Below are 25,846 nucleotides of genomic sequence, written 5' to 3'. Positions count from 1 at the left end.
ACAACAAAGGTTGTCTGCACAGCCTAATGATAAGCCCGCGAAGGCGGGCTTTGTCTGTATAGCTTAACCCTTAAGGGTTTGAGTTCATAGTTAATAATTAACTATCCCCATCACTCATTAATTACCAGAAACTTTAAGACTAGAAAGGTGACTAAGATTTCCATGTAAAGTCACACCGCGCCCATTTGCGGCTAAATGACGGACAATTTTATACACAGCTTCAACAGCATCGGGCGATCCTGCTTTTTGGGCCAAACTCATCATATCTAAGGCTTCATTCGTTTCTTTAATCACCTTTTGCACTTGTGTTTGTAAGTCCAAAATAGAAGCGGCCATCTTCTTCCCTGCTTCTACTCCAGGTTGATGATAAGCATTAACATTAACTAAAGAGCCATAGAAACTGACTGTCCGTTCATACAGCGCAATTAAAGCCCCAACAATGCGAGGATTAACTTGAGGAATGGTAAGGGTAATAGAGTCGCGGTTATTCTCATATAATGCTTGTCTAGTTCCCTGAATAAACCCTGATAAATAGTCCCCCGAAGTCACACCAGGCTCTAATTCAAACGGAATTGCACGGCCATCTTCTAACACTTCAATAAAGGTAGCAAAAAAGTTAGGAACCCCTTCTCTTAATTGTTGAACATAAGCGTGTTGATCTGTCGATCCTTTATTACCATAAACCGCAATGCCTTGATAGACAGTATTGCCATCAAGATCTTTTTCTTTTCCTAATGATTCCATCACCAACTGTTGTAAATAACGACTAAACAACAGCAAACTATCTTTATAGGGAAGGATCACCATATCTTTTTCCCCTTTACCATTGCCTGAATAATACCAAGCGAGGGCTAATAAAGCTGAGGGGTTAGTTTTGAGATCTTTCACCCTGGTAGCTTGATCCATTTCCTTGGCCCCTGCTAACATGGCTTTAATATCAATACCTTGCAATGCAGCAGGTAATAAACCAACGGCCGAAAGTTCAGAAGTTCGTCCCCCTACCCAGTCTTGCATAGGAAACCTAGCTAACCAGTTTGTGGCTAACTTATCCATGTTACTGCCTGGCATGGTAACAGCCACCGCATGGGGTTCAAAAGCTAACCCTTTCACTTCATAAGCGTGTTTAATTTCTAACATCCCGTTACGGGTTTCGGGAGTCCCACCAGACTTGGTGGTGATCAGAACTAGGGTACTCTTAAGGCGATCGCCAATACGGGTTAGGAGGCGATCTATGCCCGCAGGATCAGTATTATCAATAAAATGAATGGCCATGGGGGGGAAGTCTGGGGAGAGAGCTTCGGCCACAAATTGGGGCCCTAAGGCGGAACCTCCAATACCAATGGAGAGGACATCAGTAAACTTATCAGCAGTGGGGGGTTTAATGGTTCCCTGATGTACCTTTTTCACAAAATCAGCAATTTGTGCGAGGGGTTGGGTAATTTCTTGTCTAACCGCCTCATTGGGGGCTAATTCTGGGGCCCTTAACCAATAATGTCCCACCATGCGTCCTTCATCGGGGTTAGCGATCGCCCCACTTTCTAAGGCTTCCATATCTTGAAAGGCTTTCTCAAATTTGGGTTTGAGACTATTAACGAAGGCATCATCGAAGCGCATCCGGCTAATATCAAGATATAGTCCTAATCCTTCGTGATAATAAAGCCAGTCTTGGTAACGTTGCCAGAGTTGTTGCTTATCCATAAGAATTATCGAAAATTTGAGTTTAAAACTCCGTCACTTCGGCAAGCTCAGTGCAAGCCTTCTAGGACGGCTTTTGATATAATAGCTTTTTTGACACTCTCACCGCTAATTGCTAAGGCAATGTAGCGGGAGATTCTTGATTCACAGAAACCTGCTTTTTAATACAAGTATTAACGAGTCTTACAGTCTCTCCACAAGCATAGTCTTTGGATAATGAAAGATTAACCCCGATGCCAAGTCGTCACACTTCCAGGCTGATCCACTAATATAATACCTTGATCTTTTAACTGATCTCGAATGCGATCGCCTTCTGCAAAATTCTTCGCTTTTCTAGCAGCTTTGCGTTGTGCAATTAAATCATCAATTTCAGCATCACTTAACCCGTCAATTGGTTCAGTTTTAATTTGAGTTTGATCAGCTTCTAACCCTAAAACATGAGCTAAACTAACTAAAGTATGCCATTGTTTTTCTAACAATTCAGGGGCGGTTTCTGTTTGTCCTTGATGGGTTAATAAATTACCTTCTTTCCGTAACTCTTTAGCTATTTCAAACAAAACTGCTAAGCCACCCGTAAAGTTAAAATCATCATCAACTGTGTCTTGAAACCGTTGGATAAACTCAGGTAATAACTCAGAATTATCCCCTTTAAACCCTAATTCTTGACCGTATTGATAGCCAAATAATAACCCTTCTGATAGAGTATGCCAGCCATTAGTTGCTGCTTCTAACGCCTCATCCGTAAAGTCTACAGGTTTGCGATAATGAGCTTGTAGAATAAATAACCGTACCGCCATTGGGTCAATTTTAGCGAGTAAGTCCCGAATAGTGGTAAAATTACCCAAAGATTTGGACATTTTTTCCCCACCCACCTTAACCATGCCATTGTGTAACCAATAACGGGCCAAAGGTTTACCCGTCGCTGCTTCTGACTGGGCGATCTCATTTTCATGGTGAGGAAAAATCAAATCACTGCCCCCCACATGAAGGTCAATAGTTTCCCCTAATCTCTCCCTTACCATAGCAGAACATTCAATATGCCATCCTGGCCGGCCTTTTCCCCAAGGAGAGTCCCAAGCTGGTTCCCCAGGTTTCGCTCCCTTCCACACCGCAAAATCTGCGGGGTCTTTTTTCTTACTTGCTTCGGGGTCTTCTATTGCTACTCTACCACTGGCCCCCGCTTGTAAATCTTCTAATTTGCGGCCAGAAAGCTTACCATAGCCTTTAAACTGATGCACATTATAATAAACATCTCCCTCCGAAGCGTAAGCATATCCTTTCGCTTCTAATTCTGCAACTAACCGTTGAATACCATTAAGGCAATGGGTAGCACGAGGGTAAGCATCTGCTTTTTTTACCTGGAGACGTTCCATATCTTCAAAATACGCCTCAATAAACCGTTCTGAAACCGCTTCCATTGTGCTGTTTTCTTTTCTCGCACGGTTCAATATTTTGTCATCAATATCCGTAAAATTCTGAATATAAGTGACATCATAACCACGCCATTGTAAATAACGCCTTACCACGTCCCAAACAATACAAGTTCTGGCATGACCTAAGTGACAATAATCATAGACCGTAATGCCACAGCAATACATCCTCACTTTGCCATCTTCAATGGTGGTGAAGGGTTCTTTTTTACGGGTAATGGTGTTGTATACGGTTAGTGTCATTTGGGTTTAGTTGGTTATCGGTCAATGATAAAATAAAAGCAGATCGGGTATTAAGTAACTTATTAGGAGTTTAACTCATGAGTGCTATTGATGGGACAACAGAAACCCATGAGATAACTAAAATGACTAATCTCTATGAAACTGACTTTGTGGAGTGGACGATTCAACAAGCTCAAGCCTTAAATGATCATAATATAAAAGCTCTTGATTGGGATAATTTAAAAGAGGAGATAGAGGACTTGGGAAAGGAACAACTCCATGCTGTCAGTAGTTGGGTAAAAAGATTAATTGAACACAAACTAAAACTAGACTATTCTCCTGAGAGTTATCCTCGCAATCACTGGAAAACTGAAATTAATAACTTTCAAGATGAAATCGAAAGAAGATTAACAAAAACTCTCTTAAATAAAATAGATATAGACAAAGAATACGAGAGGGCAAAAAGATTAGTTTTGAGTGAATATAAGTTAAACCTTCCTGAGCAATGTCCTTATAGGTTTGAAGATTTGATGACAAGATTAAAAGACAATCAATAATTGATTTAGCTAAACTCTTAAGAGTTTTAGTCTCTTTTTTTTATAATACCCATATCTTACAGTAGGGGTCAACGGCCGTTGACCCCTACAACATCCATATTTTGGCTCTCCCGACATCTTGGTATAAAATGTATAATCAGCTACAATACTTAAGATGGTGGGTTACGACGCGCCTTAAAACTTATTAGTTTTTCCTCAAAATCATAGCCGCGTCTAACCCACCCTACGAATTATAAGCTTTACTTATCACCACAGGTACGGGAGAGCCAAGCTTAAATTGATTATTTTTTCTACAGGGATAATTCATGAATTATCCCTACTTAATCTTTACTTTTCTATCAGTTTTCCCGTAAGATATTTATGAAGGATACTAGACATCAGTTTTTCACAAGAAATTCCTTGTTCTTTTGCCTGAGTTTCTATAGATTTTAGGTCTTGAGTAGCAATAGTTAATGTGATTTGTTGCTCATCTGTATTTTTTGCATAAAACTGTAATTGTTTTAATCTTTCTGGTGTTCCTTGGGATATCCATTCACCTGCTTCAAAGGATTGAATAATATCTTGTTCTTCTGGGCTAAATTGATTCATTTTTGTTGTCTCCTATTAAATACTGTTTGGTTGCTTTGCGAGAGGGAATGATTGTTTTAAGGAAGATTTCTGATGAGTTTTCTACATAAGGAACAAGATAAGCATAGTTATTAAGTTTAACAATCATTATTCTTTGATTAGAATATTTAGACTGATTAGGGTGAATTAAATCATCGAGAAGATCACCTCTTTCTACTGCTTTCACAATCATTTCAAATGAAACCCCTCTATCTATCTGCAATGTTTCATTTTTCTCCTCATTCCATCTAATTTGTTTCATAAATTAGGCTATCACTTAAGGATTAACTGCTTATTTTAATGAAGGTAACGTTGTACAATCTCTAAAATGCGATCGCTTGCTTTACCATCACCAAAGGGGTTAACTGCATTAGCCATCTGTTCATAAGCTGTTTTATTGCTCAACAATTCACTACTATTAGTAACAATATTGTGATAATCTGTGCCGACTAATTTAGCTGTCCCTGCGTCCACAGCTTCGGGTCTTTCTGTTGTCTCTCGTAAGACTAACACAGGTTTACCTAAACTGGGGGCTTCTTCTTGTAAACCCCCAGAATCGGTTAATAATAAATAACAACGTTGAATGGCCCCGACTAACTCTCCATAGTCCAAGGGTTCAGTTAAAAAGACTCTGGGATGGTTGCCTAATGCTGCTTGTATAGGTTCTCTTACTGTGGGGTTACGGTGCATGGGCAATAAGAGGGCTGTATCGGGAAATTTGTCTAAAATGAGGTTAAAACCTTTTAAGATGTCTTGTAGAGGCTCTCCCCAGTTCTCTCGTCGATGTACGGTAGCGAGTAACACCCGATATTGAGTCCAATCTAACCCTTTAATAGCACATTGAGGCTGTTTTTGAGCAACGGTTAACAAAGCATCTATGACGGTATTTCCCGTTAAATGTACTTCTCCCGTAACACCGGAACGCCCTAAATTTTCAACAGCTAACTGGGTGGGGGCAAAATGTAACTGGGTGAGTTGGGAAATTAAGCGACGGTTAGCTTCTTCTGGGTAAGGGTTATATATATTATCGGTTCTTAACCCTGCTTCTACATGACCAATGGGAATTTGTTGATAAAATGCCGCTAAGGTGGCAGCAAAGGCGGTTGTGGTGTCTCCTTGAACTATGACACATTGGGGCTGTATCTTTTGAAAAATGCCCTCTAACCCTTGTAAACTGCGATAGGTGATGTCTGTCAGGGTTTGACGAGGCTGCATAATATTTAAGTCTTCATCTGCTGTTATATCAAAAAGCTGCATGACCTGTTCTACCATTTCCCGATGTTGTCCCGTTAAGATAACATGGGTATCAAATGCCTCTGAGTGACGAAACTTTTTGATCACAGGGGCGAGTTTTATGGCTTCGGGACGGGTTCCAAGGGTGATACAAACTTTGTAAGGGGCTGAAGTCATAAGTAGAACATTTGAAGACTTCATTTATTGTACTAGGTTAGGGCTTATATGAAATCCCTTAATATTTGCTCTACAAATGATAGGCTAAATTTAATTAAATCTAGGAAAAAAAACAGCAGGAGATAGATTAAAAAAATTAGCTAATTTTTGAATATGTTTCTTATTTAATTCTCGTTTGCCATTGAGAACATCAGAAACAATAGATTCAGTGTTAAAAACAGGAACAAGGTCTTTTTGTTTTAGTCCCCTTTCTTCAATCAAAACCCTCAGCAATTCTACTCCATAAATATCAGGAATTAGATTTTGAGTTTGTTCATATTGATAAATTAAAGTCCCTAATAGATCCAAGTAGTCCTGTTCATCTGCCATCAATTCAGATTTATCTAAAAGAGAATTTACTCTTTCTTGCATGATCTCCAATTCTTCATCTGACTTAATAGTACGAGGTGGAAATTGCTGTAATAGTTCTCTATAGTAGTCTTGAGTCAGCATAGCTTTAAAGAAATCAGAAAAATCTAGAGGAAGTAAAATTGGACAAGTTTGAATTTAATTAAGTTAATCGTTTAAATTAAGATTTAATAATGTATTTTTTACATCCTCTTTGTGTTGCCACTGATGTTGTACAGTAAGCTTATACCAGTAGCGTAACCCGACTTCTGCTTCTGGGTGAATCTTCCAGAATTTTTTCAGGGTGGACTGTGTAATGATGTGCATAAACCGTTATTTTTTCCTTTTTGATAAATCATCGTCTTACTTCCTCTAGATTATTAAACATTAATATCCTAGCAACTTGCGAAGTTACTTGTCAAGCCTTTTGAACAGACAACTATCACCATAAAATACCGGAAAGAACTAATTGACACTCCACTGCCTAAAAAAGTAATAAAGTTTAAGATAAAATCTAAGCATTCCTTCCGTCTATCAGTCGGGGGTTTCAGGTTAAAAAACCGATGATCACCAGTCATTGTTAAGGCAATTATGACAAAAAAGGCCCTCCTCTTAGTTAACCGTCATTCTCGCAAAGGTCAACATAACTTTGCTCAAGCGGTAGATATTCTCAATGATTTGGGATTTGAACTGATCATTCTTCCCATTCAATCTGCTGAAGAATTACCAAAATTGGTACGTCAACACGGGTCAAAGATTGATTTAGTTATTGTCGGTGGGGGTGATGGAACCCTCAATGCGGTGGTGGATAGTTTGGTTGAAATGAGTCTTCCTTTAGGTATTTTACCCTTGGGAACGGCTAATGATTTGGCCCGTACTCTCAATATTCCCCTGGCCATTCCCCAAGCTTGTCGGGTGATTGCTGAGGGGAAATTAAAATATATTGATTTGGGTTGGGTTAATGGCAAACACTTTTTTAATGTGGCTAGTTTGGGGTTAAGTGTTCATATTACGGAAAAATTATCCAAAGGGGCCAAACGTCGTTGGGGTATTTTAGCCTATGGGTTTACAGCATTACAAGTGATTAGTCAAACCCGTCCTTTTCATGCTTCTATTGTCATTAATGGGGAAACTATTCATGTAAAAACTATTCAAATTGCAGTAGGAAATGGACGCTTTTACGGGGGAGGAATGGCTGTTGCAGCAGATGCAACCATTGATGATCAACGTTTAGATTTATATAGTTTAGAATTACAACATTGGTGGCAAATTTTCCCCCTTTTATGGAAACTTCCTCAAGGACAACAGGGAAATTTAGATTGGGTGAGAACATTAGAAGGGGAACATATAGAAATTCACACTCACAAGCGATTGGATATTAATACCGATGGAGAAATCACCGCCGAAACTCCAGCAACTTTTCGGGTTATTCCTCAGAGTTTAGGGGTCTTAGTCCCTGGAAATTCCGGGTCTACCGAATCTAGTATGTAAAACTATTAAAATTATCTACTCAAACCCTTAAGGGTTAAGCTATACAGACAAAGCCCGCCTTCGCGGGCTGATCATTGGGCTGTATAGACAGCCTTTAGACTTTATATAGTTGTTGATTTTGCTGAGGGGCAAAAGTATTAATCATCATATCTTTTCGGGTCTTTTTTCGGCTTCTGAATACCCTCAAGGTTTTGTTTGGGTTTTTTTGATTCTTTGTTACCTTTTTTGTCTTTTGACATAATCATTCTCCAAGTTTAATTAATTTGATTTGAGTTAAAGTGTTGATCAGAGATTTTGAAAATTTAATCAAACAAACCGTCTACTTTTTGCCGGAAAGCAATCAAGGCACGATCAATTTCAAAGTGATCTAGTTCGTCCAATAATTGATCGGATTTCTCCTCTGTCACAATGGTTTTGACTTCAATATTCGTGTTGTAGCCGGCAATATCTCCCATGCGTCTACCATGACTACCTGCACCCTGGGCGGGAATAATCGTGTAGCCAGAAACACCAACTGTTTGTAGTAGGTGTATCAGACGATCCTGTAAATAGGTTTCACAGATGATAGTAAAAAGAATACCCTGGCTGATTCTTGAGGACATAAATACTCCCTCATGTTGATAATGTTATTCTGTCAATAAAAAAAAACTTCTGACTGGTTGGTGAGCTTGTCGAACCACTGACTTCTGACTGGTTGGTGAGCCTGTCGAACCACTGACTTCATTAACCTAGGGTATCTAAATCGACTTAAACACACCAGGGATTTGTTCTATTTTAGCTAACAGCAAACGCAACCCAAACAATGAAGGCAACGAATACCATAGCGATCGCCCCCTGAAATAGATAACGTCTTTGTTGATAGGGTGCGGGATAATCTGCGGCCTGCAGATCGGGTTCAATAGCGTAGTTATTGATGATTCCTTCATCGCTCACTGTATATCCCTCTGCCAACGGTTTTTCAAGAGATATATTACCGCTATCGCTAAGATTTTTTTTAACTTCAGCAGGAATTAACTCACTGCCATCACTGGGATGACGTGGAACTGCCCTTGTTTCTGTACTGTTATTCGGCATGATTTTTTAACCTCGTCTTAAAATTATATTATAACACAAATTCAGGAAGAATATCTATCTTAAAAAATCTTCAAAAATAGCAAGATCATCTTATTTTGTGGTTTTTAGGCAAGATAACGGATAAATTAAGCAGAAAATTACTGAGAGTGGGTAACTCAACCTTTTGATGAGGAAGAAAAATTAAGCGTTGTCCATAGTCAAAGTTTCCTGTCAATTTCTGATAAGGTTTACTGTAGCTTTCTCGTTGTTGATCAGCAAGATTAATTATCCAATAATGATCAATATTTCCTTCTGCATATAAGGGTAGTTTCACCCATTTCAATAATATTTCCACCCATTTTCAACAGTATCCTAACAATAATCCTTCAACCTCCATTCTTCGAGTTAACATAAGAAAACATGATGTTTAAAGCTTTTTTATTTTAAATTACTGATGTGTAGCAAAACCCTTCGACTTAGGGGTTTCGAGGCCAAATTTCCCAAATATCCTCTGACGTATTTGCCAGCTTTGAGGCACCTATGATAATATAACAATGCAAAGTCTCAGGCTTGCTTTGACCAAAACTGGATTTAAGAGCATATTGTTGAGTTTTGTTACAAAATTAGCCACTTAACTTTAACCCCTTTAAACAACCATTTTTTGTAGTTCTAATTCCTGTGTAAAAATCTCATCAATGGGCAACATTTTACCCTCAACGGTCATAAATTTATGGTCTTTGGTTGCGCGAATGATTGACCCATCATCGAGATGATATTCAAAGATTTCTTGTTCTCCCCGATGATGCCATTGTCGGATCGGTTGAGTATAAACAAAGCCATTTTTATCCACAGAATAAACCGTACAATTGATGCTTTCATCAACAATTTTACCAATAGGCATGGGGCCATATTCAACCGTAAGAATTTCTGTGTCATAACTAAGACAATATTCCGCAAACTTAATCATCTGCTCAAATAAATTTTCTGCAATAGCTTGGGGAACTCCATTTTTAGTCGCGCCATCAATAAAAATCTCCCGATGCTTTGCCATTTCTGAGGCTTTTTTCTTCCCCATGGCCCGACGTAATAAGTCTGCTTCTCCTAAAGAATATCCGGCCAAATCTTGGGCCATTTTCATAATTTGTTCTTGATAAACAAGAACAGCATAGGTTTCTTTTAAAATCGGTTCTAACAAAGGGTGTTCGTATATAATCGGTTCTCTACCATGTTTGCGATCGATAAATTTAGGAATTAATCCTGCATCTAAAGGCCCAGGACGATACAAAGCTAAAATAGAAGAAATATCTTCTATTCCTGATGGTTTTAAGTTTCTAACAATATCTTTCATCCCTGATGATTCTAACTGAAAGATTCCTTCTAAGTCACCTTTTTCTAGTAATTTATGGGTATTTTCAATATCTTCCGGCAGTTTTTTGATGTTGCCTTTGGCAATAATTTGTAAGGCTTTTCGTTCATCTAAAGGCAGTTGCTCTACATCTATTTCTTTGTTTAGATTTTGTTTGATTAAATCTGCTGTTCTTTGAATAGTGGTTAAATTTCTTAACCCCAAAAAGTCCATTTTCAATAATCCCAGTGATTCTAAATCTTCCATAAAATACTGGGTAATGACGGCCCCATCATTATTCTTTTGTAAAGGAACAATTTCATCTAAAGGCTCAGAAGAAATAACCACCCCCGCAGCATGAACCCCAAAGTTTTTGTTTGTCCCTTCAATACGAATAGCCATATCTAACCAGCGATGAACAATGGGATCATGATCATATCTTTCTTTAAAGTCTGGGGAAGGGGTTTCTTCAGAAATCATGACCTTTAATTTGGTGGGTTTGCCTCGTGAAACCGGAATCATTTTGGCCATTTTATCTGAGTCAGCATAGGGAATATTTAACACCCTGGCCACATCTTTTAACACGGCTTTGGAAGTCAGGCGGTTAAAAGTAATAATTTGAGCAACATTAGCTTCCCCATATTTTGTCGTGACATATTTAATCATTTCATCCCGTCTTTCAATACAAAAATCTGTATCAACATCAGGCATTGATTTACGTTCAGGGTTCAAAAATCTTTCAAATAAAAGACCATGATGGACGGGATCTATATTGGTAATTTTTAAGGAATAAGCAACTAAAGAGCCGGCCGCTGATCCTCTGCCTGGCCCCACAGGAATTTTTTGTTCTCTAGCATACTTAATATAGTCCCAAACTACCAAAAAATAGCTAGAAAATCCCATTCGTTGCAGCATTTTTAATTCATATTCTAACCGCTCTTTATAAACGGGGGGAATTTCTGAACGAGAGCGACATTTTAAGCGTTCTAATAACCCTTGCCAGGAAATTTCTTCTACATAGCTATCATGGGTATGACCGGGATTAACTGGATAATCAGGAATGCGGGGTTCTCCTAAAATTTTATAGGGTTCAATTTTTTCGGCTACTTCTAAGGTATTTTTGATGGCTTCTTCTATGACATCATCTGATAAATGATCGCGGAATAATAAGCGCATTTCTTCAGCAGATTTTAAATATTCTGTCCCGCTATATCTGAGGCGTTTTTCATCTGTAATTAATTTACCTGTTTGAATACATAATAAGGCATCATGGGCTTCTACATCGTAACAAGAAATGAAATGGGAGTCATTAGTCGCTATGATTTTTATGTCTAAGTCACGGGCAATTTTAACAATGGCTATATTGACCAGTCTATCTTCTACTGAGCCATGATCTTGAATCTCTAAATAGAAATTATCCTTAAACAGTTTTTGATACCATTTAGCAACTTTTTTCGCTTCTTTAAAGTCTCCTTTCAAAATATTTTGGGGTATTTCTCCCCCTAAACAAGCACTGGTAACGATTAGTCCCTCATGATATTCTTGTAATAACTCTTTATTGATACAGGGACGGGCAATAATACCTTTTCCTTGAATTCCTTTGAGATGGGAAATAGTGGTTAATTTAACTAAATTTTTATAGCCTTGAGTATTTTTGGCCAAGACTACTTGATGATAACGTTTATAACGTTGTTTAACTTCAATATCTCCATTAATGACATACATTTCATTGCCAATAATGGGTTTAATTCCTTTATTTCGACAAACTTTAATTAATTCGATCGCCCCATACATTACCCCATGATCTGTTAAGGCGATCGCTGGCATTTCTAATTCTACGGCTCGCTCAACTAAGGCATTTAATTGAGAGGCCCCATCTAACAAACTATAATCACTGTGTATGTGTAAACCAACAAAAGACATAGTAACAAATTTAATTTTAATCGAATCCAGGTTCGGGATTACTGGGAATCAGGTAAGGGAATTTACCTGTCTTAATACTAAACCATTTTTCTTGTAATGTGCGATTTCCTGGGGCAACAATAGTGAGATCGACAAATTGTTTCCAGTCTGGGTTATTTTGCGGTAAGATACAGCCATAAAGTTCTGTGGTCATGGGTTGACGAGGCATTAAAGCAAAGTCTTTGAGATTGTTGCCTTGTTGAACGATTTCTCCCAGTAATAAGATGCCATCACTCACTACTGCTTTAACTTCTCTTTTTTTCAATTTTTCGACTCCTTCTCGACGACTTTTAATATTTTTCCATTGAGCAAAAGGATAGATTTGGGGAATAATTTCTTGAGTTGTTGTTCCTGGAATAAACGCGATAGGAATATTCTTTAAAGTGCCATTGTAATCAAATGCTCTTGCATCTTCTATCTTAACTAAAAATTGCGCTCCTGTCATAAAAAAAGGAACGGAAAAATCCACTGATTTTAAGCGAGTTTGGGTAATGGTTGTTGCACCACACATAATATCAACTGTTCCTTTTTGCACCAGAGGGAAACGACTATCAATGGTGGCCTCTCTTAAATTTAATTGAATGGGTTTTTTGAGTTCTTTTTCAACTTGCTGATGAATCAAACGAATTAAATCAATAGAATACCCTGTCCATTCTCCTCTCTCATCGACATAACCAAAAGGAATGGCATCTTTTCTCACCCCTGCATTCATTTCTCCCGTGCGTTTAATCTTTTCTAAGACTGTTTCTGCTAAAACAGGCCTAGAAAAGCAATTCGTCAAGATGAGACTAATTAAGACTATAACAATTTTTTTTGATGTCATTATTTTGCTAGTTACTAAGTAATTGAATCAAATTAACTGTGAGAAAGAGTCAAAAGTCAATAGGTAAGAGGTAAATAATCAATAATTATTTACCTTCGTCATTATATCTAATCAATGCGTAACGGATCAATATCTAGACTCAAACTAACTGACTGGGAACATAATTGATATAATGCTTTTATCTCAGGAATTATCACCTCAGTATCAGGTTCAAACTTTAATAAAATATGCCACCTATAACGTCTCGCAATTCTCATTATATTAGCAGGAGCAGGCCCTAAAATTTCACAACCTGGGCTAATATTTTGCAGCAAAAACTCTCCTAATACCTCTGCATTTTGCTGAACTTCTATTGCATCTAAACTACTTAATTTAATTAAAATCAACCGGCCATAAGGGGGAAAATTCAACTCCTCCCGTCTCGGTAATTCTTCCTCAATAAACCGTTGATAATCATGATTTCTCACAGCTTGAATAACTGAATGTTCCGGGGTATAAGTTTGGATAATAACTTGTCCTGGTTCATTACCTCTTCCTGCTCTCCCTGCTACCTGTGTTAACGTTTGAAAAGCCCTCTCAGCGGCCCGATAATCAGATAAGTGTAATAAACCATCAGCAGAGACAACTCCTACCAATGTAACTTGTTCTAAATCTAACCCTTTTGTTAGCATTTGTGTCCCTACTAAAATATCAGCTTCACCCCGCGCAAATTGGGTTAATAAGCGACGATGGGAACCTTTAGTGCTAGTGGTATCACTATCAAATCTTAAGGGGCGTAAATCGGGAAATTCTCTCATTAATTCTTGGGTTACTTTTTGAGTTCCACTGCCAAAAAATTTCAGATAAGGAGAACTACATTCAGGACATTTTGGGGGTTGAAGTTGAGTATGATTACAATAATGACAACGTAATAATTCTGTCGCTCCTTCATGGGTATAATGATAGGATAAAGAGACATCACAATGGGGACATTCCATCACATAACCACAGCTACGACAAGAGACAAAGGTGCTGTGTCCCCGACGGTTAATAAATAAGATTCCTTGTTGTTTTCGTTGTTTTAAATTACTGAGTGCTTTTTGTAAAGAACGACTAAAAATTGAACGGTTTCCCTGTTTTAATTCCTGTCTCATATCCACAATTTCTACAGGAGGTAAAGGACGAGATTGAATTCTTTCAGGTAAGGATAAATAATGAGAGTTAGGGTTAGAAGATAGTTGAGGATTTTTGATAGAAATCCAGGTTTCTAATGATGGTGTTGCTGAGCCTAAAATTACGGGACAATTTTCTAATTCTCCGCGCCATTGAGCGACATTTCTTGCATTATAAGTCGGGGCAATTTGGCTTTGTTTGAAACTCGAATCATGTTCTTCATCTAAGATAATTAATCCTAACTTTGGTAAAGGTGCAAAAACGGCTGATCGAGTTCCAATAATAACTTGGGGTTCTCCCGTTAACATTTGTCGCCAAGTATCATATCTTTCTCCATCAGATAAAGCACTATGATAGACACATACTTTATTCCCAAATCTTGCCCGAAAACGATCTGTTAATTGTGGAGTCAACCCAATTTCAGGTACTAAGACTAAAGCTGATTTTCCTAGTTCTAATAAAGGGGCGATCGCCTGTAAATAAACTTCTGTTTTTCCCGAACCTGTTACTCCATGTAAGAGAATTTCAGCATAACCATTTAAACTATTAATAATATTTAATGCTTCTCTCTGAGCAATAGTTAAACCTTTAGCTTGATCTCGTTTTTCATCAGGATGCTGTAATAATCTTAAGCGTTCCCGATCTTCGATAATCACATATTCTTTGTCGGCCAATGCTTGCACAACTGAAGAACTGGAATGAGATAATTTTAATAAATCATTTAACCATAATTCTCCCCCTTCATGACGTAATACCTGTAATACTTCTAACTGTCTAGGAGTTAAATCTATAGGAAAATTATCCACCAATAAAGTAACTGCTTTTTGTTGTTTTACTTTAGTAGTTTTGGGAGGTTCTAGATAACTTTCAATCCATCCGCGCTTACTGAGTTCCCTAATTCCTCGACTTGCACCTCTGATTTGACGCTGTAAATATTTAACACTATAGTCTCCCTCTTTTTGCGATCGCAATAAACTCAAAATTCTCGTAGCAACGGGACTACAAAAATTTTCAGCCCCAGGAGGAATACTATTTATTTTTAGTCTAATCCGACGCTGAGATCTACCTAATAATCCTGGGGGTAATGCGCCTTTAATTACCGTGATTAATTGAGTACAATAATATTGAGAAACTAGATTTAATAATTGCCAATAAGTGTGAGGAAAAAACCCTGATGTAATCACCTCATCAACTTCTTTGATTTGACTAATATCAAGCTCATCAGGCACAGAATAAATGGTTCTGATGGCAATTCCTCCAATAATTTGTGTCCCAAAAGGAACACTAACAATGTCTCCTGGTTGTACCGTAAGATTTTGGGGAATTTTATAAGTATATAATCCTTGTACCCCTGGACAATCAACTAAAACCTCAATCCATAGGGGTGATGATGTTTCAAGTTGATAAAAAGATCTCGGTTCAGCCACAATGAAGCTTTTAGGTGTAACAGACATATTTTTTAAGACTTTTAGGACAATCAATCACTTATTAGTTATCTTAATAGATCATAGGTAATGTGCGATAATTTCTGACTGCATCATGACTCAAACCCCTATCTCTTTAGACATTCCCCCTGCATTTCCTGACCATACTCAATTGCCAGAGTCAGATGGTACATTTGTGAAAAACTTCCAAGAACATCCTCAAAGCATCTTATTAACCGACTCATTGGGTTCTCTCCTGCAAAAACTACATCCTGATGGAAATTATGCCATAGGACAAGACTGCGGGATTTATTGGCGAGAAACAGAACCCCCTGAACAGGGTGCGATCGCCCCCGACTGGTTTTATGTACCGAATGTTCCTGCACTTTTAGAGGGTCAAATTCGTCGTTCTTATGTGTTGTGGCGAGAATTTATGGCCCCATTAATTGCTTTAGAATTTGCCAGTGGAGATGGTGCAGAAGAACGGGATAAAACCCCTTTATCTGTCTCTAATAGCGGGGAAGTCACAAAACCGGGTAAATTTTGGGTTTATGAACGAATTATTCGCATTCCCTACTATGGAATTTATGAAATTAGAAGCCATAAATTGGAAGTTTATCACCTCCAAGATTTTTCTTATCATCCCATAGAACCCAATGAAAGAGGTCATTTTCCTATATCGATGTTAGGGATAGAATTAGGCATCTGGCAAGGAAATTATCAAAATCAAGATCAATTATGGTTACGTTGGTGGGATAACCAAGGCAACTTATTATTAATTGGTGATGAACGAGCAGAACAAGAACGCCAAAGACGAGAAGTTTTAGAAGCAAAATTAAAAGAATATCAAGCGCGTTTTGGGGAGTTATAGCATTCGTCCTAGGGGCTTAATATTATTAAGCCCCTACAGAAGTCGGCAGTTCGGACGTTCGACGCTCGCGCTCACGTCGAAAGCTTCATCGAACGTCCCCAAAACTTTTCCAGGCACAACCCCACTACTGTTAAAAAACTGTTAAGAACTATGATCCCTCCCTACACAAATCCGAGGCAGATCAGTTAAAGTATAAACGTATACGAATATTATTTTTTTTTCCGATTTCACCCTAACTTGTCTGAGACTTTTTTGTAACAAAACTTTATCTACCCCAGGATGAAAAAGCCCCCCAAAATCAGATAAGTTATTTGATAGAAGATAAACAAATCGCATCGCTCGTGTGGAGGAGACAACGAAATGTTAAAGAATTTCTATAGTTTACCGCAGCAAATACCCTCACTTCTTTATAAACTTGTCTTTTTGTAATTAGATAGACAAAAACTCAAAATAGTTCTGGTAGCGTGATAAGCAGTCAGTCTTTTTAATCATTGATTCCTTAAGGCTGAAGGCGATAGTCTCAAAACTCGATAACCCAATTAAGTTTTGTTCTTTACTGAATCTCCCTTTTGGTTCTTTTTCGCCTTATGGATCATGAAAAAAAGCTAAACAAATTATTAAGGTAATCTTAAAATCTTAGCTGACTTTACATCCAATAAGCAACGACTTTACAACATACCAGACCTCGTCTCCTCGCTCATTGTTCCCCGAATTAAATTTGCCCTGTTTTACTCCTCGGAATTATCAGCTTATGAACACGACACAGATGACACAAACCGACTCCTTAACTGACCAATTTAATCCAACGGAAATCGAAGCAGCAGAACTGGAACAAACCGAAAAAGATCTTCAGGCAGTAGAAGTCGAATTTACCAGTTTATCGGATGAGTTAGGGAATCAATATCCGGTTGGATATCGCAAAACCATCTCAGATGACACCGTTGGGGCATTTTTCAAAGAAATGGCCCGTTATCCCCTCCTGAGTGCAGAAGAAGAGATCGAATTAGCCTATAGTGTCCAATTTTTAGCCGAAGCTGAGGAAAAACGCCAACAACTCCAGGAAGAATTACAACGCCCCCTCAGTAAAGCAGAATGGGCCAAGGCCATGGACTTTGAGAACCAACGGCAATTTGAAAATCGACTGTATCGGGGACGTACTGCCAAACGGAAGATGATTCGCTCGAATTTGCGCCTAGTAGTCTCCATTGCCAAACGCTATCTTAATCGTGGCGTGCCTTTCTTAGATTTAATTCAAGAAGGAGCAATTGGCCTCAACCGTGCGGCTGAAAAATTTGATCCCAATAAGGGTTATAAATTTTCCACCTATGCTTATTGGTGGATTCGTCAGGCGATCACCCGTACCATTGCCAATGATGCGCGAACCATTCGTCTGCCCATTCATATTGTAGAAAAACTCAACAAACTGAAAAAAGCGCAACGGATACTGAAGCAACAATTACAGCGCAACCCCAGTGAAAAGGAAATGGCCGACGAATTAGAGGTTACTCAGCCTCAACTGCGTCAATTATTACAATTGCGGCGACAGTCTTTATCCTTAAATCATCGCGTTGGTAAAGGAGAGGACACCGAATTAGTTGATTTACTCGAAGATCAAGAGTTACAACTGCCCGAAGAACGCATGAATGAAGGAATGTTGCGTAATGAAATTTCCGCCGTCTTGAGTGATGTTCTCACAGAACGGGAAAAAGATGTCATTTCTTTGCGTTATGGGTTATGTACTTCTCAACCCCATACCTTAGAAGAAGTTGGCGGAATGTTCAACTTATCACGGGAACGGGTGCGTCAAATTCAAAGTAAGGCCATGCGGAAGTTACGTCGTCCCCAAGTTGCCCGTCGTCTTAAAGGATGGCTTAATTGAAGTCAGTGGTTCGACAGGCTCACCAACCAGTCGGAAGTCAGTGGTTCGACAGGCTCACCAACCAGTCGGAAGTCAAATTTTGATTTCTGACTTTTCCCTTTTTGATCAATCCTAATCTGTTCACTTTGGAAAATTTAATCATTCGTTCTGCAAACCCTGCTGATGTTTCCGATATTTTCAGCTTAATTCAAGCATTAGCTGATTATGAAAAACTCTCCCATCAAGTCACAGGAACCCCTGAAGCCTTAGAAAAGCATCTTTTTGGTGAAAAACCATTCGCAGAGGCGATCATCGCCCAATGGGAAGGAAATACGGTAGGGTTTGCCCTGTTTTTCAGCAACTATTCAACCTTCCTAACCAAACCTGGTTTATATCTGGAAGACATCTTTATCTTACCGTCCTATCGTCGTCTTGGTATTGGGAAGGCCCTATTAAAATATGTGGCACAATTGGCGGTAGAACGAGATGCAGGTAGACTAGAATGGAGTGTTTTAGACTGGAATGATCCCGCCATCCAATTTTATCAAGGTATTGGAGCAGATGTGTTACCTGACTGGCGAATCTGTCGGGTAACAGGAGATAATTTATTAAAGTTAGCGATCGCTTCCCAAGGTAAGATAGAAAGTTGACATTATTTTGCCCTAACCGATGGAAATTGCCTGGCAAAATGCCAAAACCTACGAAGATATCCTATATCATAAATTAGGTGGCATAGCTAAAATCACGATTAACCGTCCCCACAAACGCAATGCTTTTCGCCCCAAAACAGTCTTTGAACTTTATGACGCATTTTGTGATGCCCGTGAAGATAGTAAAATTGGGGTAGTTTTATTAACAGGGGCCGGCCCGCATACTGATGGAAAATATGCCTTTTGTTCCGGTGGCGATCAAAGCGTGAGGGGACAAGCAGGTTATATTGATGATGCAGGGGTTCCCCGTTTAAATGTCCTTGACTTACAACGTCTCATCCGTTCCATGCCTAAAGTGGTTATTGCTTTAGTTGCGGGTTATGCTATTGGTGGGGGTCATGTTTTACATCTCATCTGTGATCTGACCATTGCTGCTGATAACGCAATTTTTGGGCAAACAGGGCCGAAAGTAGGCAGTTTTGATGGAGGGTTTGGGGCTAGTTATTTGGCCCGTGTTGTGGGGCAGAAAAAAGCTAGAGAAATTTGGTTTCTTTGTCGTCAGTATACTGCTCAACAAGCATTAGATATGGGTTTAGTTAATTCTGTGGTTCCCGTTGAACAGTTGGAAGCAGAAGGGGTTCAATGGGCCGGTGAGATACTAGAAAAGAGTCCTATTGCTATTCGTTGTCTAAAAGCCGCCTTTAATGCTGACTGTGACGGACAGGCCGGTTTACAGGAGTTAGCGGGCAATGCAACCTTACTTTATTATATGACGGAAGAAGGAGCAGAGGGAAAACAGGCATTTTTGGAGAAACGTCCCCCTAATTTTCGTCAATATCCTTGGTTGCCTTAAGTTTAGGCTGGAAAAATAATTGTAAACTTATATTAAGTAGATCTTTAATCATCATTAGTAATTATGTCTCGTCGTACTTTTTTGAGTGTCATTTTAGCGATCGCATTGACAATTTTTGGGGTTCATTCGCCTGTTTTAGCGTTAGGAGGGCCACAACTTTCCTTAAATGAACCTGCGCCTGATTTTATTTTACCAACGAATACAGGAGATGGGGAAATTTCCTTATCAGATTATCGAGGTCAATGGGTGGTATTGTATTTTTATCCCCAAGATTTTACCCCTGGTTGTACCTTAGAAGCGCGTCGTTTTCAACAAGATTTACCGAAATATCAAGCACAAAATACCCAAATTTTAGGGGTTAGTGTCGATGATGTTGACTCTCATCGAGAGTTTTGTGATGCGGAGGGTTTAAAGTTTCCTTTGTTAGCAGATACAACGGGAAAAGTTAGTAAACTTTATGGCTCTTTTTTGACTGGAATGTCTTTACGTCATACCTATTTAATTGATCCCAATGGTATCTTAAGGGAACGATTTTTAGGAGTAAGGCCAGCTATTCATAGTGCTGAAGTTTTAGCCCGCATTGATGAATTAAAAGATGCAGTTTGATTAATATGTAGAGGCGTTTCATTAAACGTCTCTAGTTCAATAATTTCATAAAACTTGATGAATTGTTTCAACAATTTGTTCAATAAAGTTAACAGCATCATTGACTAAGAATTCATTAATCGGCCAACGGTTGCCTAAGTTATAAGTAGGATCAATATCAGCTTCATGAGCAATTTTATTCCTACGATCAACTATGAAAGTTAGCTGTTGTTTAATATCTTTAGCCTCCTTATTCATGCTAGTAGCAACTTCCTCCCATAATTTCTTATCCGAAATTAATTTAATGGCCTCAGCAATTTTATCAGGTTGCTGAAAGCTTTTATATCCGAGATTTTCTCGAATTTCATCTTCTAACCAAGCAGTATTATTGAGTCTGTTCAAAATACTGTTAGATATAATAGGAAGTAAATCAGAAACTAAATAAGATTTCTCTAAAAATTGATATCCCTCTTTTTCTTGAATTTCATTTTCTAACCAAGAAGAAATATCTAAGACTATTTGTCTCTCTTGACGCGCTCCTCCTAATGAAACGTTAAAGCGAGAAAAGGCTGATTTAGAGGTATTACGAGATGATTTAGGTTCAGCACGTTGTCCTCGATGAATTTCTAACATTCCTGATGTTACTACCTCATGAATATAGTAATCTAAAGCACTAACAGATAGGACTAAAGCTGCTCTTAATATATCAGATAAATCTAAGGCAGGAGTAGACTGAGCTTTAATAGAATTATGCAAAGCAATGAGATCTCTAACTCGTTTTATACTAACTTGAAATTGTTCAATTGCTGACTGCATAAGCTGAAGTTAAATTAATCACTTTATCTGCTAAATCTGAAAATGTTTCTCTAAATTTGTCTTGCGTTTTTTGACTGTTTTGCAAAACGACTCCCGTTTGTCCTAACTGTTCAGAAGTTAAATCATAAATTGGAGTTCGATGATCTTGAGATAAAGCAATTAAACTATTGAAATTTGCAATCTTGGTTAAACAATAACTATGATTCATTCCTTGCTCTGTATAAACTACATTAGGCAACATCATATTGTGATGATCCAAAACAGGAACTAATTTAGTAGAAACATCCTCTTGAATTTTGTTTATCCACTTTTCAAAAGCGGCTGTTTCTTTACCACGAATAATGCGAAAATTTTGAACAATAATACCTAGAAATTTTAAACTTACATCAGGAAATGGATAATTTGCTTCTTTTAAAATTGGTAATGAACTTGCCATCTTAGCCCAGTTATACCATTTTGGTAAAATCTTAGATAAAGAATCAATTGCCATTAAAGAAAAGAAGTCAGCAGTGGTAGGAACAATAAAAAAATCACTGGTCATTAATAAATTTTGATTGATCGCTCCTAGACTGGGACTCATATCAATTAAAATATAATCAGCATTAAATTTAGTAGCTGTTTTATTTAATAAATCAGTAATAGCACCTGGTAAATTTTTAAGAGCTTGAATAGAACCCGTTAACTCTTGAGCAATACCTAATGTTACTTCATATTCAGCAAATCCCACATGACCAGGTAATAAAAATAATCCTTCTTTATCCCCTATGGTAATACAATCTACTGCTTCAATTGCTCTTGGTTGAGACTCAAAAGCAGGAGCTAAACCTGTCTTAATATTTGATCTTGTATTATAAATTTCTTCAATTCTATCTTCATCTTCCTCAGTTGCTTCTCCTAAAGCCATTCCAGTTAAATTACATTGAGGATCAGTATCTACTAAAATGACTTTATATCCTTTACAAGCAAGCATCCAACCTAAATTAAAGGTTGTGGTTGTTTTGCTCACACCACCTTTATGATTAAATAGAGCAATTTTTTTGACCATTTTACTATGCCTTCTTAATTATTGAATCTGATTATTACTAACTATCTGTTAGCCAATCATTTTGATTGTACTTGATCTTAAGATGTAGTCATGTGACATCCTCCCGACGCTAACTGCTAAGAGCAGTTAGCGGGGAACCTCCCAATTCGCATTGAGATATTTCTGCCCACAGAGGTATAGAACACGCCACTTGCTCTACTTGGGGAGACCCCAAGACCGCAGTGGCTCCTCTACGCCAGTTATCTAGGCTCATCACCCCCGACACCTCGACTTGACAGACGGTTTCCTTTCCCCTGAGTCCCAGGGTAGTAGTTTCTATGCCTCGATTACAGATTTCCTGGGCAGAAGCGACATCTCTATCACATTGATATTGGCATTCTGGACAATTATGAATCCTATCAGCTAGGGTTTTTCTTACTTCTGCTCGACAATTAGGGCAGGTTTGGCTAGTTCCTTTGTGATTGACTAATCCAAAATATTTGCCCCTAATCTTACAGACGTATTTCAGAATATCCCTGAATTGTCCAAAACCTGCGTCAAGAGTATGCTTGCCCAAAAAGCCCTTAGCCATAGTACGGAAGTCAATATCTTCCATGAAGATACTATCTCCCATATCACAGACTTGATGGGCTAATTTGAAATGGTAATCTTTGCGTTTGAAAGCAATATGATTATGTTGTTTTTCTACTTTTTTTCTGGCTTTATCGTAATTATTAGAACGTTTATTTTTTCTAGCTAAGCGACGTTGCAGCAATTTCAGCTTACGTTGTTCACCTTTGAAGAATTTACGCCCTTTTTCGACAAAGCCATCAGAAGTAGCAATGATTTTAGTTATCCCGACATCCAAACCTAACGGATGTCCAAAAGGAGTCTCAACTTCAGGTAAAGACATATCAGATTGAATGCTAATAACAGCAAACCACCCGATCGCTTTTTTGAGAACTCTTACCTGTTTGATAACAAATCCATCAGGAATAGGACGATGAAGATTTATCTGGACTTTTCTCAATTTGGGTAAATTTATTTGCCACCCAGTCAACGGATTGCTTCTAAATTGAGGAAATAGTAAAGACTTCATCTGTCCGTATTTCTTGAACCTCGGAAAACCAAACCCTCTATTACGAAAAAAATCCCAAGCATCGTGCAATCTTCTAACTATAGTTTGTAAGACTTGACTGGGAACTTTACCCAATAAGGGAAATGCTTTCTTCGCTTGGGGTAATTGGTTTTGTTGCTGATGATAACTTGGAAATGGGTAATCAGCAGCCATAATGTATTCCGACTCTAAACTACATCGATCTATTGGACACTTCCTAGAAGCAATCCAGTCTTTTAGTTCTCGCAAAGCATAGTTATAAGAACGGCGACAAATTTCTAGCCATTCATCTAACATTGTTTCTTGATTGCTATCAGGGTAGATTCGGTACGAGTAGTTTAGAGTTAGCATGAATCCATGTTACCATGTAATAACCGATGTGGCAACATATATTTATCGGACGAGATTGTGCTGCCGCACGTTAATATATTGGTCGGGCTGTATCCCGACGCTAAAACATTGCGGGTACTCACCGTTCGGCTGAGCTCACGGCCGAAGCCTGCGGTTCGATGCGTCCCGCTCGTTTATAGCGCGGGACTTAGCCCGACATTTAAGTTAACTTTTAACTTCTCATTTTGCGCTATCCTAAAAGACACAAGACCACATTACGGAGGGTCATCAACCGTGAAAAAACTTTTATTCCTCATTCTATGTATCGTTGGCCTTTGGGTTGCCCTAGCCAATTTTAAAGGTTTGGCCACCCAAGGCAAATATGATTCTGTGATTGTTAATTTCCGTGAAAATTTGCCCACAGCAGTTTTAAGCGAAGAAATAAATGCGATCGCAACAAGCTACAAAACCACTGCCAGTCTCAATAGTATTTATGCCATTGACCAACATATTTACACCCTATCAGGGGATGAAAAAACCCTCAACCAACTCAAAAAATCGCCCTTGAAACAATATGTTGAATATATTGAACCTAACTATATTTATCAAGCCTTAGAAACCCCCAATGACCCCGAATATAGCAAACAATGGAACCTACAGAATATCCATGTTGAACGGGCCTGGGAAGAAACTAAAGGGGAAGGCATAACTGTTGCAGTTATTGACACCGGAGTTAGTCGAGTTCCCGACTTAAGACAAACCGAATTTGTGCAAGGATACGACTTTGTTAATGATCGCAATGATGCTTCTGATGATAATGGTCACGGAACCCATGTGGCCGGAACTATTGCCCAATCTACCAATAATAATTATGGCGTAGCTGGGATTGCATATCAAGCCAAAATTATGCCCTTAAAAGTCCTTGCGGCCCAAGGTGGGGGAACCGTCTCAGATATTGCTGATGCCATCCGTTTTGCGGCAGATAATGGGGCTGATATCATTAATATGAGTCTTGGGGGCGGTGGCGAAAGTCAGGTCATGAAAGATGCGATCGACTATGCTTATGCAAAAGGTGTGGTTATTATTGCTGCGGCAGGTAATTCTAATCAAAATGCTGCCTCTTATCCGGCCCGCTATCCCAAAGTTATTAGTGTTTCTGCCTTAGATGCGGCGGGTAAAAAAGCCCCTTATTCTAATTATGGCGCAGGGGTTGATATTTCTGCTCCTGGTGGCAGTGATAGCGGTAAGATTATCCAAGAAACCATTGACCCCAACACCGGAGAAGCCGTATTTTCAGGTTTGCAAGGAACCAGTATGGCGGCCCCTCATGTGGCCGGTGTTGCAGCTTTAGTTAAAGCTGCTGGTATTAAGCAACCAGAGGAAATATTTGCAGTTCTTACCCAGTCTTCTCGCAAAGTTCAAGAAGATCCCTTTAATCATTATGGCGCAGGTCAATTAGATGCAGGAGAAGCGGTTAAATTAGCTCTGAAAGGCAAAATTACCTTCCGTGACTTCTTCCGGTGGTTACGGGATAGCGGCTATTTAAACCCCCGTTTTTGGGTAGATGGTGGGGTTGTGGCTATCTTACCTAAACTGTTGATGGTGTTGGGTTCATATCTTCTTGCTTTCTTATTACGCAACTATTTCCCTTTTGCTTGGGGAATGCCGTTTAACTGGGGTTTAGTGTTAGGAAGTTCCGGTTTATTCTTCTTACAAGGAATTTATCTCTTTGACTTACCTCAATGGCCGTTTCGTGTCATGGGGAGTTCTTTACCCGAATTAGCCAATTCTATCCAAGGTACTGCCCTACTTAACCCCTTCTTAGGCAGTGTTTTACTACCTTTTGGGTTAATTGCCATTTTACTCGGCCATCGTAGCTGGAAATGGTTTGCGGTGGGGACTGCTTTGGGTGTTGCTTCCTGTTTAACGGTTCATGCTGCGATCGCCCCTGCGGTTTGGGGAATGCCTTCCGTTGACATTTCACGGGCATTTTTAGGGGTGAATGTCTTACTTTGTATTGGGTTAGCTTGTTTAGCGAGTAAGGGGGAAAGAGTTAGAAAAGTTTAGATTTGTCGGTATTTAGGAGGAGAATTTACAAATCTCTACCTCCTAAATCCCTCATTGTAAAAGCTATTATATAAGGCCCAATAATAGATAAATAAAGTCCTGATTTTTATAAATCATA

24 protein-coding genes are annotated in these 25,846 nt (G+C 38.7%); 8 read left to right on the top strand and 16 right to left on the bottom strand.

Annotation, left to right across the window (positions count from 1 at the left end; translation table 11 throughout):
* Positions 1-117: 117 nt before the first annotated feature.
* Positions 118-1,698, bottom strand: coding sequence for a glucose-6-phosphate isomerase (locus VB691_RS00700; RefSeq protein WP_323289536.1), 1,581 nt, complete (start codon positions 1,696-1,698; stop codon positions 118-120).
* 221 nt (positions 1,699-1,919) lie between these two features.
* On the bottom strand, positions 1,920-3,368 hold the full coding sequence (gene cysS / locus VB691_RS00695) for a cysteine--tRNA ligase (RefSeq protein ID WP_323289535.1): 1,449 nt from the start codon (positions 3,366-3,368) through the stop codon (positions 1,920-1,922).
* Between the two features lie 77 nt (positions 3,369-3,445).
* Between cysS and VB691_RS00690 the strand changes: the two genes are divergently transcribed.
* On the top strand, positions 3,446-3,904 hold the full coding sequence (locus tag VB691_RS00690) for a DUF29 domain-containing protein (RefSeq protein ID WP_323289534.1): 459 nt from the start codon (positions 3,446-3,448) through the stop codon (positions 3,902-3,904).
* A gap of 327 nt (positions 3,905-4,231) precedes the next feature.
* Here VB691_RS00690 and VB691_RS00685 read toward each other — a convergent pair whose 3' ends face one another.
* From VB691_RS00685 to VB691_RS00665, 5 genes are all read right to left on the bottom strand, one after another.
* On the bottom strand, positions 4,232-4,492 hold the full coding sequence (locus VB691_RS00685) for an antitoxin (protein WP_323289533.1): 261 nt from the start codon (positions 4,490-4,492) through the stop codon (positions 4,232-4,234).
* Positions 4,479-4,772: a BrnT family toxin gene (locus tag VB691_RS00680; protein WP_323289532.1), complete on the bottom strand. Its 294-nt coding sequence runs from the start codon at positions 4,770-4,772 to the stop codon at positions 4,479-4,481. Before VB691_RS00680 ends, VB691_RS00685 begins: the two co-directional genes overlap by 14 nt.
* Before the next feature lie 35 nt (positions 4,773-4,807).
* Positions 4,808-5,920, bottom strand: a complete 1,113-nt coding sequence (wecB, locus tag VB691_RS00675; protein ID WP_323289531.1) for a non-hydrolyzing UDP-N-acetylglucosamine 2-epimerase — start codon at positions 5,918-5,920, stop codon at positions 4,808-4,810.
* 90 nt (positions 5,921-6,010) lie between these two features.
* Positions 6,011-6,412: a helix-turn-helix domain-containing protein gene (locus VB691_RS00670; protein WP_323289530.1), complete on the bottom strand. Its 402-nt coding sequence runs from the start codon at positions 6,410-6,412 to the stop codon at positions 6,011-6,013.
* A 63-nt stretch (positions 6,413-6,475) separates the two neighbouring features.
* Positions 6,476-6,634 (bottom strand): hypothetical protein, encoded by a 159-nt coding sequence (locus VB691_RS00665; RefSeq protein ID WP_323289529.1) that lies wholly within the window; start codon positions 6,632-6,634, stop codon positions 6,476-6,478.
* 264 nt (positions 6,635-6,898) lie between these two features.
* On the opposite strand from VB691_RS00665, the gene VB691_RS00660 reads away from it, so the two are divergent.
* Positions 6,899-7,798: a lipid kinase gene (locus tag VB691_RS00660; RefSeq protein ID WP_323289528.1), complete on the top strand. Its 900-nt coding sequence runs from the start codon at positions 6,899-6,901 to the stop codon at positions 7,796-7,798.
* Positions 7,799-8,100: 302 nt separating this feature from the next.
* Here the strand turns inward: VB691_RS00660 and VB691_RS00655 are convergent, their stop codons facing one another.
* The 6 genes from VB691_RS00655 to priA all read right to left on the bottom strand — a co-directional run bounded on the left by VB691_RS00655 (position 8,101) and on the right by priA (position 15,587).
* Positions 8,101-8,400 carry a DUF3240 family protein gene (locus tag VB691_RS00655; protein WP_323289527.1) on the bottom strand — a complete coding sequence of 100 codons (300 nt, stop codon included), beginning with the start codon at positions 8,398-8,400 and terminating at the stop codon, positions 8,101-8,103.
* Positions 8,401-8,572: 172 nt separating this feature from the next.
* Positions 8,573-8,872, bottom strand: a complete 300-nt coding sequence (gene psb34, locus VB691_RS00650) for a photosystem II assembly protein Psb34 (protein ID WP_323289526.1) — start codon at positions 8,870-8,872, stop codon at positions 8,573-8,575.
* A gap of 85 nt (positions 8,873-8,957) precedes the next feature.
* Entirely contained in the window at positions 8,958-9,185 is a 228-nt protein-coding gene (locus VB691_RS00645) for a hypothetical protein (protein WP_323289525.1), read from the bottom strand.
* A 312-nt stretch (positions 9,186-9,497) separates the two neighbouring features.
* Positions 9,498-12,119: a DNA polymerase III subunit alpha gene (locus VB691_RS00640; protein WP_323289524.1), complete on the bottom strand. Its 2,622-nt coding sequence runs from the start codon at positions 12,117-12,119 to the stop codon at positions 9,498-9,500.
* A gap of 16 nt (positions 12,120-12,135) precedes the next feature.
* Positions 12,136-12,981, bottom strand: coding sequence for an amino acid ABC transporter substrate-binding protein (locus tag VB691_RS00635; RefSeq protein ID WP_323289523.1), 846 nt, complete (start codon positions 12,979-12,981; stop codon positions 12,136-12,138).
* Between the two features lie 107 nt (positions 12,982-13,088).
* A complete protein-coding gene (priA, locus tag VB691_RS00630; RefSeq protein WP_323289522.1) occupies positions 13,089-15,587 on the bottom strand; it encodes a primosomal protein N' in 2,499 nt (832 codons plus the stop codon).
* 85 nt (positions 15,588-15,672) lie between these two features.
* On the opposite strand from priA, the gene VB691_RS00625 reads away from it, so the two are divergent.
* The 5 genes from VB691_RS00625 (at position 15,673) to VB691_RS00605 (ending at position 20,395) form a co-directional block, all read left to right on the top strand.
* Entirely contained in the window at positions 15,673-16,428 is a 756-nt protein-coding gene (locus tag VB691_RS00625; RefSeq protein WP_323289521.1) for a Uma2 family endonuclease, read from the top strand.
* A gap of 751 nt (positions 16,429-17,179) precedes the next feature.
* Positions 17,180-18,307, top strand: a complete 1,128-nt coding sequence (locus VB691_RS00620) for an RNA polymerase sigma factor, RpoD/SigA family (protein ID WP_323289520.1) — start codon at positions 17,180-17,182, stop codon at positions 18,305-18,307.
* Positions 18,308-18,432: 125 nt separating this feature from the next.
* Entirely contained in the window at positions 18,433-18,936 is a 504-nt protein-coding gene (locus VB691_RS00615) for a GNAT family N-acetyltransferase (RefSeq protein ID WP_323289519.1), read from the top strand.
* Between the two features lie 19 nt (positions 18,937-18,955).
* On the top strand, positions 18,956-19,789 hold the full coding sequence (gene menB / locus VB691_RS00610; RefSeq protein ID WP_323289518.1) for a 1,4-dihydroxy-2-naphthoyl-CoA synthase: 834 nt from the start codon (positions 18,956-18,958) through the stop codon (positions 19,787-19,789).
* 63 nt (positions 19,790-19,852) lie between these two features.
* Positions 19,853-20,395 carry a peroxiredoxin gene (locus VB691_RS00605; protein ID WP_323289517.1) on the top strand — a complete coding sequence of 181 codons (543 nt, stop codon included), beginning with the start codon at positions 19,853-19,855 and terminating at the stop codon, positions 20,393-20,395.
* A 45-nt stretch (positions 20,396-20,440) separates the two neighbouring features.
* Here the strand turns inward: VB691_RS00605 and VB691_RS00600 are convergent, their stop codons facing one another.
* From VB691_RS00600 to VB691_RS00590, 3 genes are all read right to left on the bottom strand, one after another.
* On the bottom strand, positions 20,441-21,190 hold the full coding sequence (locus VB691_RS00600; protein ID WP_323289516.1) for a HEPN domain-containing protein: 750 nt from the start codon (positions 21,188-21,190) through the stop codon (positions 20,441-20,443).
* Positions 21,174-22,235, bottom strand: a complete 1,062-nt coding sequence (locus VB691_RS00595) for a ParA family protein (RefSeq protein WP_323289515.1) — start codon at positions 22,233-22,235, stop codon at positions 21,174-21,176. Before VB691_RS00595 ends, VB691_RS00600 begins: the two co-directional genes overlap by 17 nt.
* 109 nt (positions 22,236-22,344) lie before the next feature.
* Positions 22,345-23,682: a transposase gene (locus VB691_RS00590; protein WP_323289514.1), complete on the bottom strand. Its 1,338-nt coding sequence runs from the start codon at positions 23,680-23,682 to the stop codon at positions 22,345-22,347.
* 273 nt (positions 23,683-23,955) lie between these two features.
* On the opposite strand from VB691_RS00590, the gene VB691_RS00585 reads away from it, so the two are divergent.
* Positions 23,956-25,728 carry a S8 family peptidase gene (locus tag VB691_RS00585; protein WP_323289513.1) on the top strand — a complete coding sequence of 591 codons (1,773 nt, stop codon included), beginning with the start codon at positions 23,956-23,958 and terminating at the stop codon, positions 25,726-25,728.
* Positions 25,729-25,846 lie beyond the last annotated feature (118 nt).

Source organism: Crocosphaera sp. XPORK-15E (assembly GCF_034931425.1).
Classification (GTDB): domain Bacteria; phylum Cyanobacteriota; class Cyanobacteriia; order Cyanobacteriales; family Microcystaceae; genus UHCC-0190.
The sequence above is the reverse complement of the archived record's forward strand: the minus strand, read 5'-3'. Positions and strand labels throughout refer to the sequence as shown.

What these genes read in the sequence shown, in the direction of transcription:
- cysS (WP_323289535.1), bottom strand. Translation starts at nt 3,368, where the DNA reads ATGACACTAACCGTATACAACACCATTACCCGTAAAAAAGAACCCTTC.
- menB (WP_323289518.1), top strand. Translation starts at nt 18,956, where the DNA reads ATGGAAATTGCCTGGCAAAATGCCAAAACCTACGAAGATATCCTATAT.
- VB691_RS00680 (WP_323289532.1), bottom strand. Translation starts at nt 4,772, where the DNA reads ATGAAACAAATTAGATGGAATGAGGAGAAAAATGAAACATTGCAGATA.
- VB691_RS00670 (WP_323289530.1), bottom strand. Translation starts at nt 6,412, where the DNA reads ATGCTGACTCAAGACTACTATAGAGAACTATTACAGCAATTTCCACCT.
- VB691_RS00685 (WP_323289533.1), bottom strand. Translation starts at nt 4,492, where the DNA reads ATGAATCAATTTAGCCCAGAAGAACAAGATATTATTCAATCCTTTGAA.
- VB691_RS00590 (WP_323289514.1), bottom strand. Translation starts at nt 23,682, where the DNA reads ATGCTAACTCTAAACTACTCGTACCGAATCTACCCTGATAGCAATCAA.
- wecB (WP_323289531.1), bottom strand. Translation starts at nt 5,920, where the DNA reads ATGACTTCAGCCCCTTACAAAGTTTGTATCACCCTTGGAACCCGTCCC.
- VB691_RS00640 (WP_323289524.1), bottom strand. Translation starts at nt 12,119, where the DNA reads ATGTCTTTTGTTGGTTTACACATACACAGTGATTATAGTTTGTTAGAT.
- priA (WP_323289522.1), bottom strand. Translation starts at nt 15,587, where the DNA reads ATGTCTGTTACACCTAAAAGCTTCATTGTGGCTGAACCGAGATCTTTT.
- VB691_RS00635 (WP_323289523.1), bottom strand. Translation starts at nt 12,981, where the DNA reads ATGACATCAAAAAAAATTGTTATAGTCTTAATTAGTCTCATCTTGACG.
- VB691_RS00620 (WP_323289520.1), top strand. Translation starts at nt 17,180, where the DNA reads ATGAACACGACACAGATGACACAAACCGACTCCTTAACTGACCAATTT.
- VB691_RS00605 (WP_323289517.1), top strand. Translation starts at nt 19,853, where the DNA reads ATGTCTCGTCGTACTTTTTTGAGTGTCATTTTAGCGATCGCATTGACA.
- VB691_RS00625 (WP_323289521.1), top strand. Translation starts at nt 15,673, where the DNA reads ATGACTCAAACCCCTATCTCTTTAGACATTCCCCCTGCATTTCCTGAC.
- VB691_RS00660 (WP_323289528.1), top strand. Translation starts at nt 6,899, where the DNA reads ATGACAAAAAAGGCCCTCCTCTTAGTTAACCGTCATTCTCGCAAAGGT.
- VB691_RS00600 (WP_323289516.1), bottom strand. Translation starts at nt 21,190, where the DNA reads ATGCAGTCAGCAATTGAACAATTTCAAGTTAGTATAAAACGAGTTAGA.
- psb34 (WP_323289526.1), bottom strand. Translation starts at nt 8,872, where the DNA reads ATGCCGAATAACAGTACAGAAACAAGGGCAGTTCCACGTCATCCCAGT.
- VB691_RS00700 (WP_323289536.1), bottom strand. Translation starts at nt 1,698, where the DNA reads ATGGATAAGCAACAACTCTGGCAACGTTACCAAGACTGGCTTTATTAT.
- VB691_RS00655 (WP_323289527.1), bottom strand. Translation starts at nt 8,400, where the DNA reads ATGTCCTCAAGAATCAGCCAGGGTATTCTTTTTACTATCATCTGTGAA.
- VB691_RS00690 (WP_323289534.1), top strand. Translation starts at nt 3,446, where the DNA reads ATGAGTGCTATTGATGGGACAACAGAAACCCATGAGATAACTAAAATG.
- VB691_RS00665 (WP_323289529.1), bottom strand. Translation starts at nt 6,634, where the DNA reads ATGCACATCATTACACAGTCCACCCTGAAAAAATTCTGGAAGATTCAC.
- VB691_RS00595 (WP_323289515.1), bottom strand. Translation starts at nt 22,235, where the DNA reads ATGGTCAAAAAAATTGCTCTATTTAATCATAAAGGTGGTGTGAGCAAA.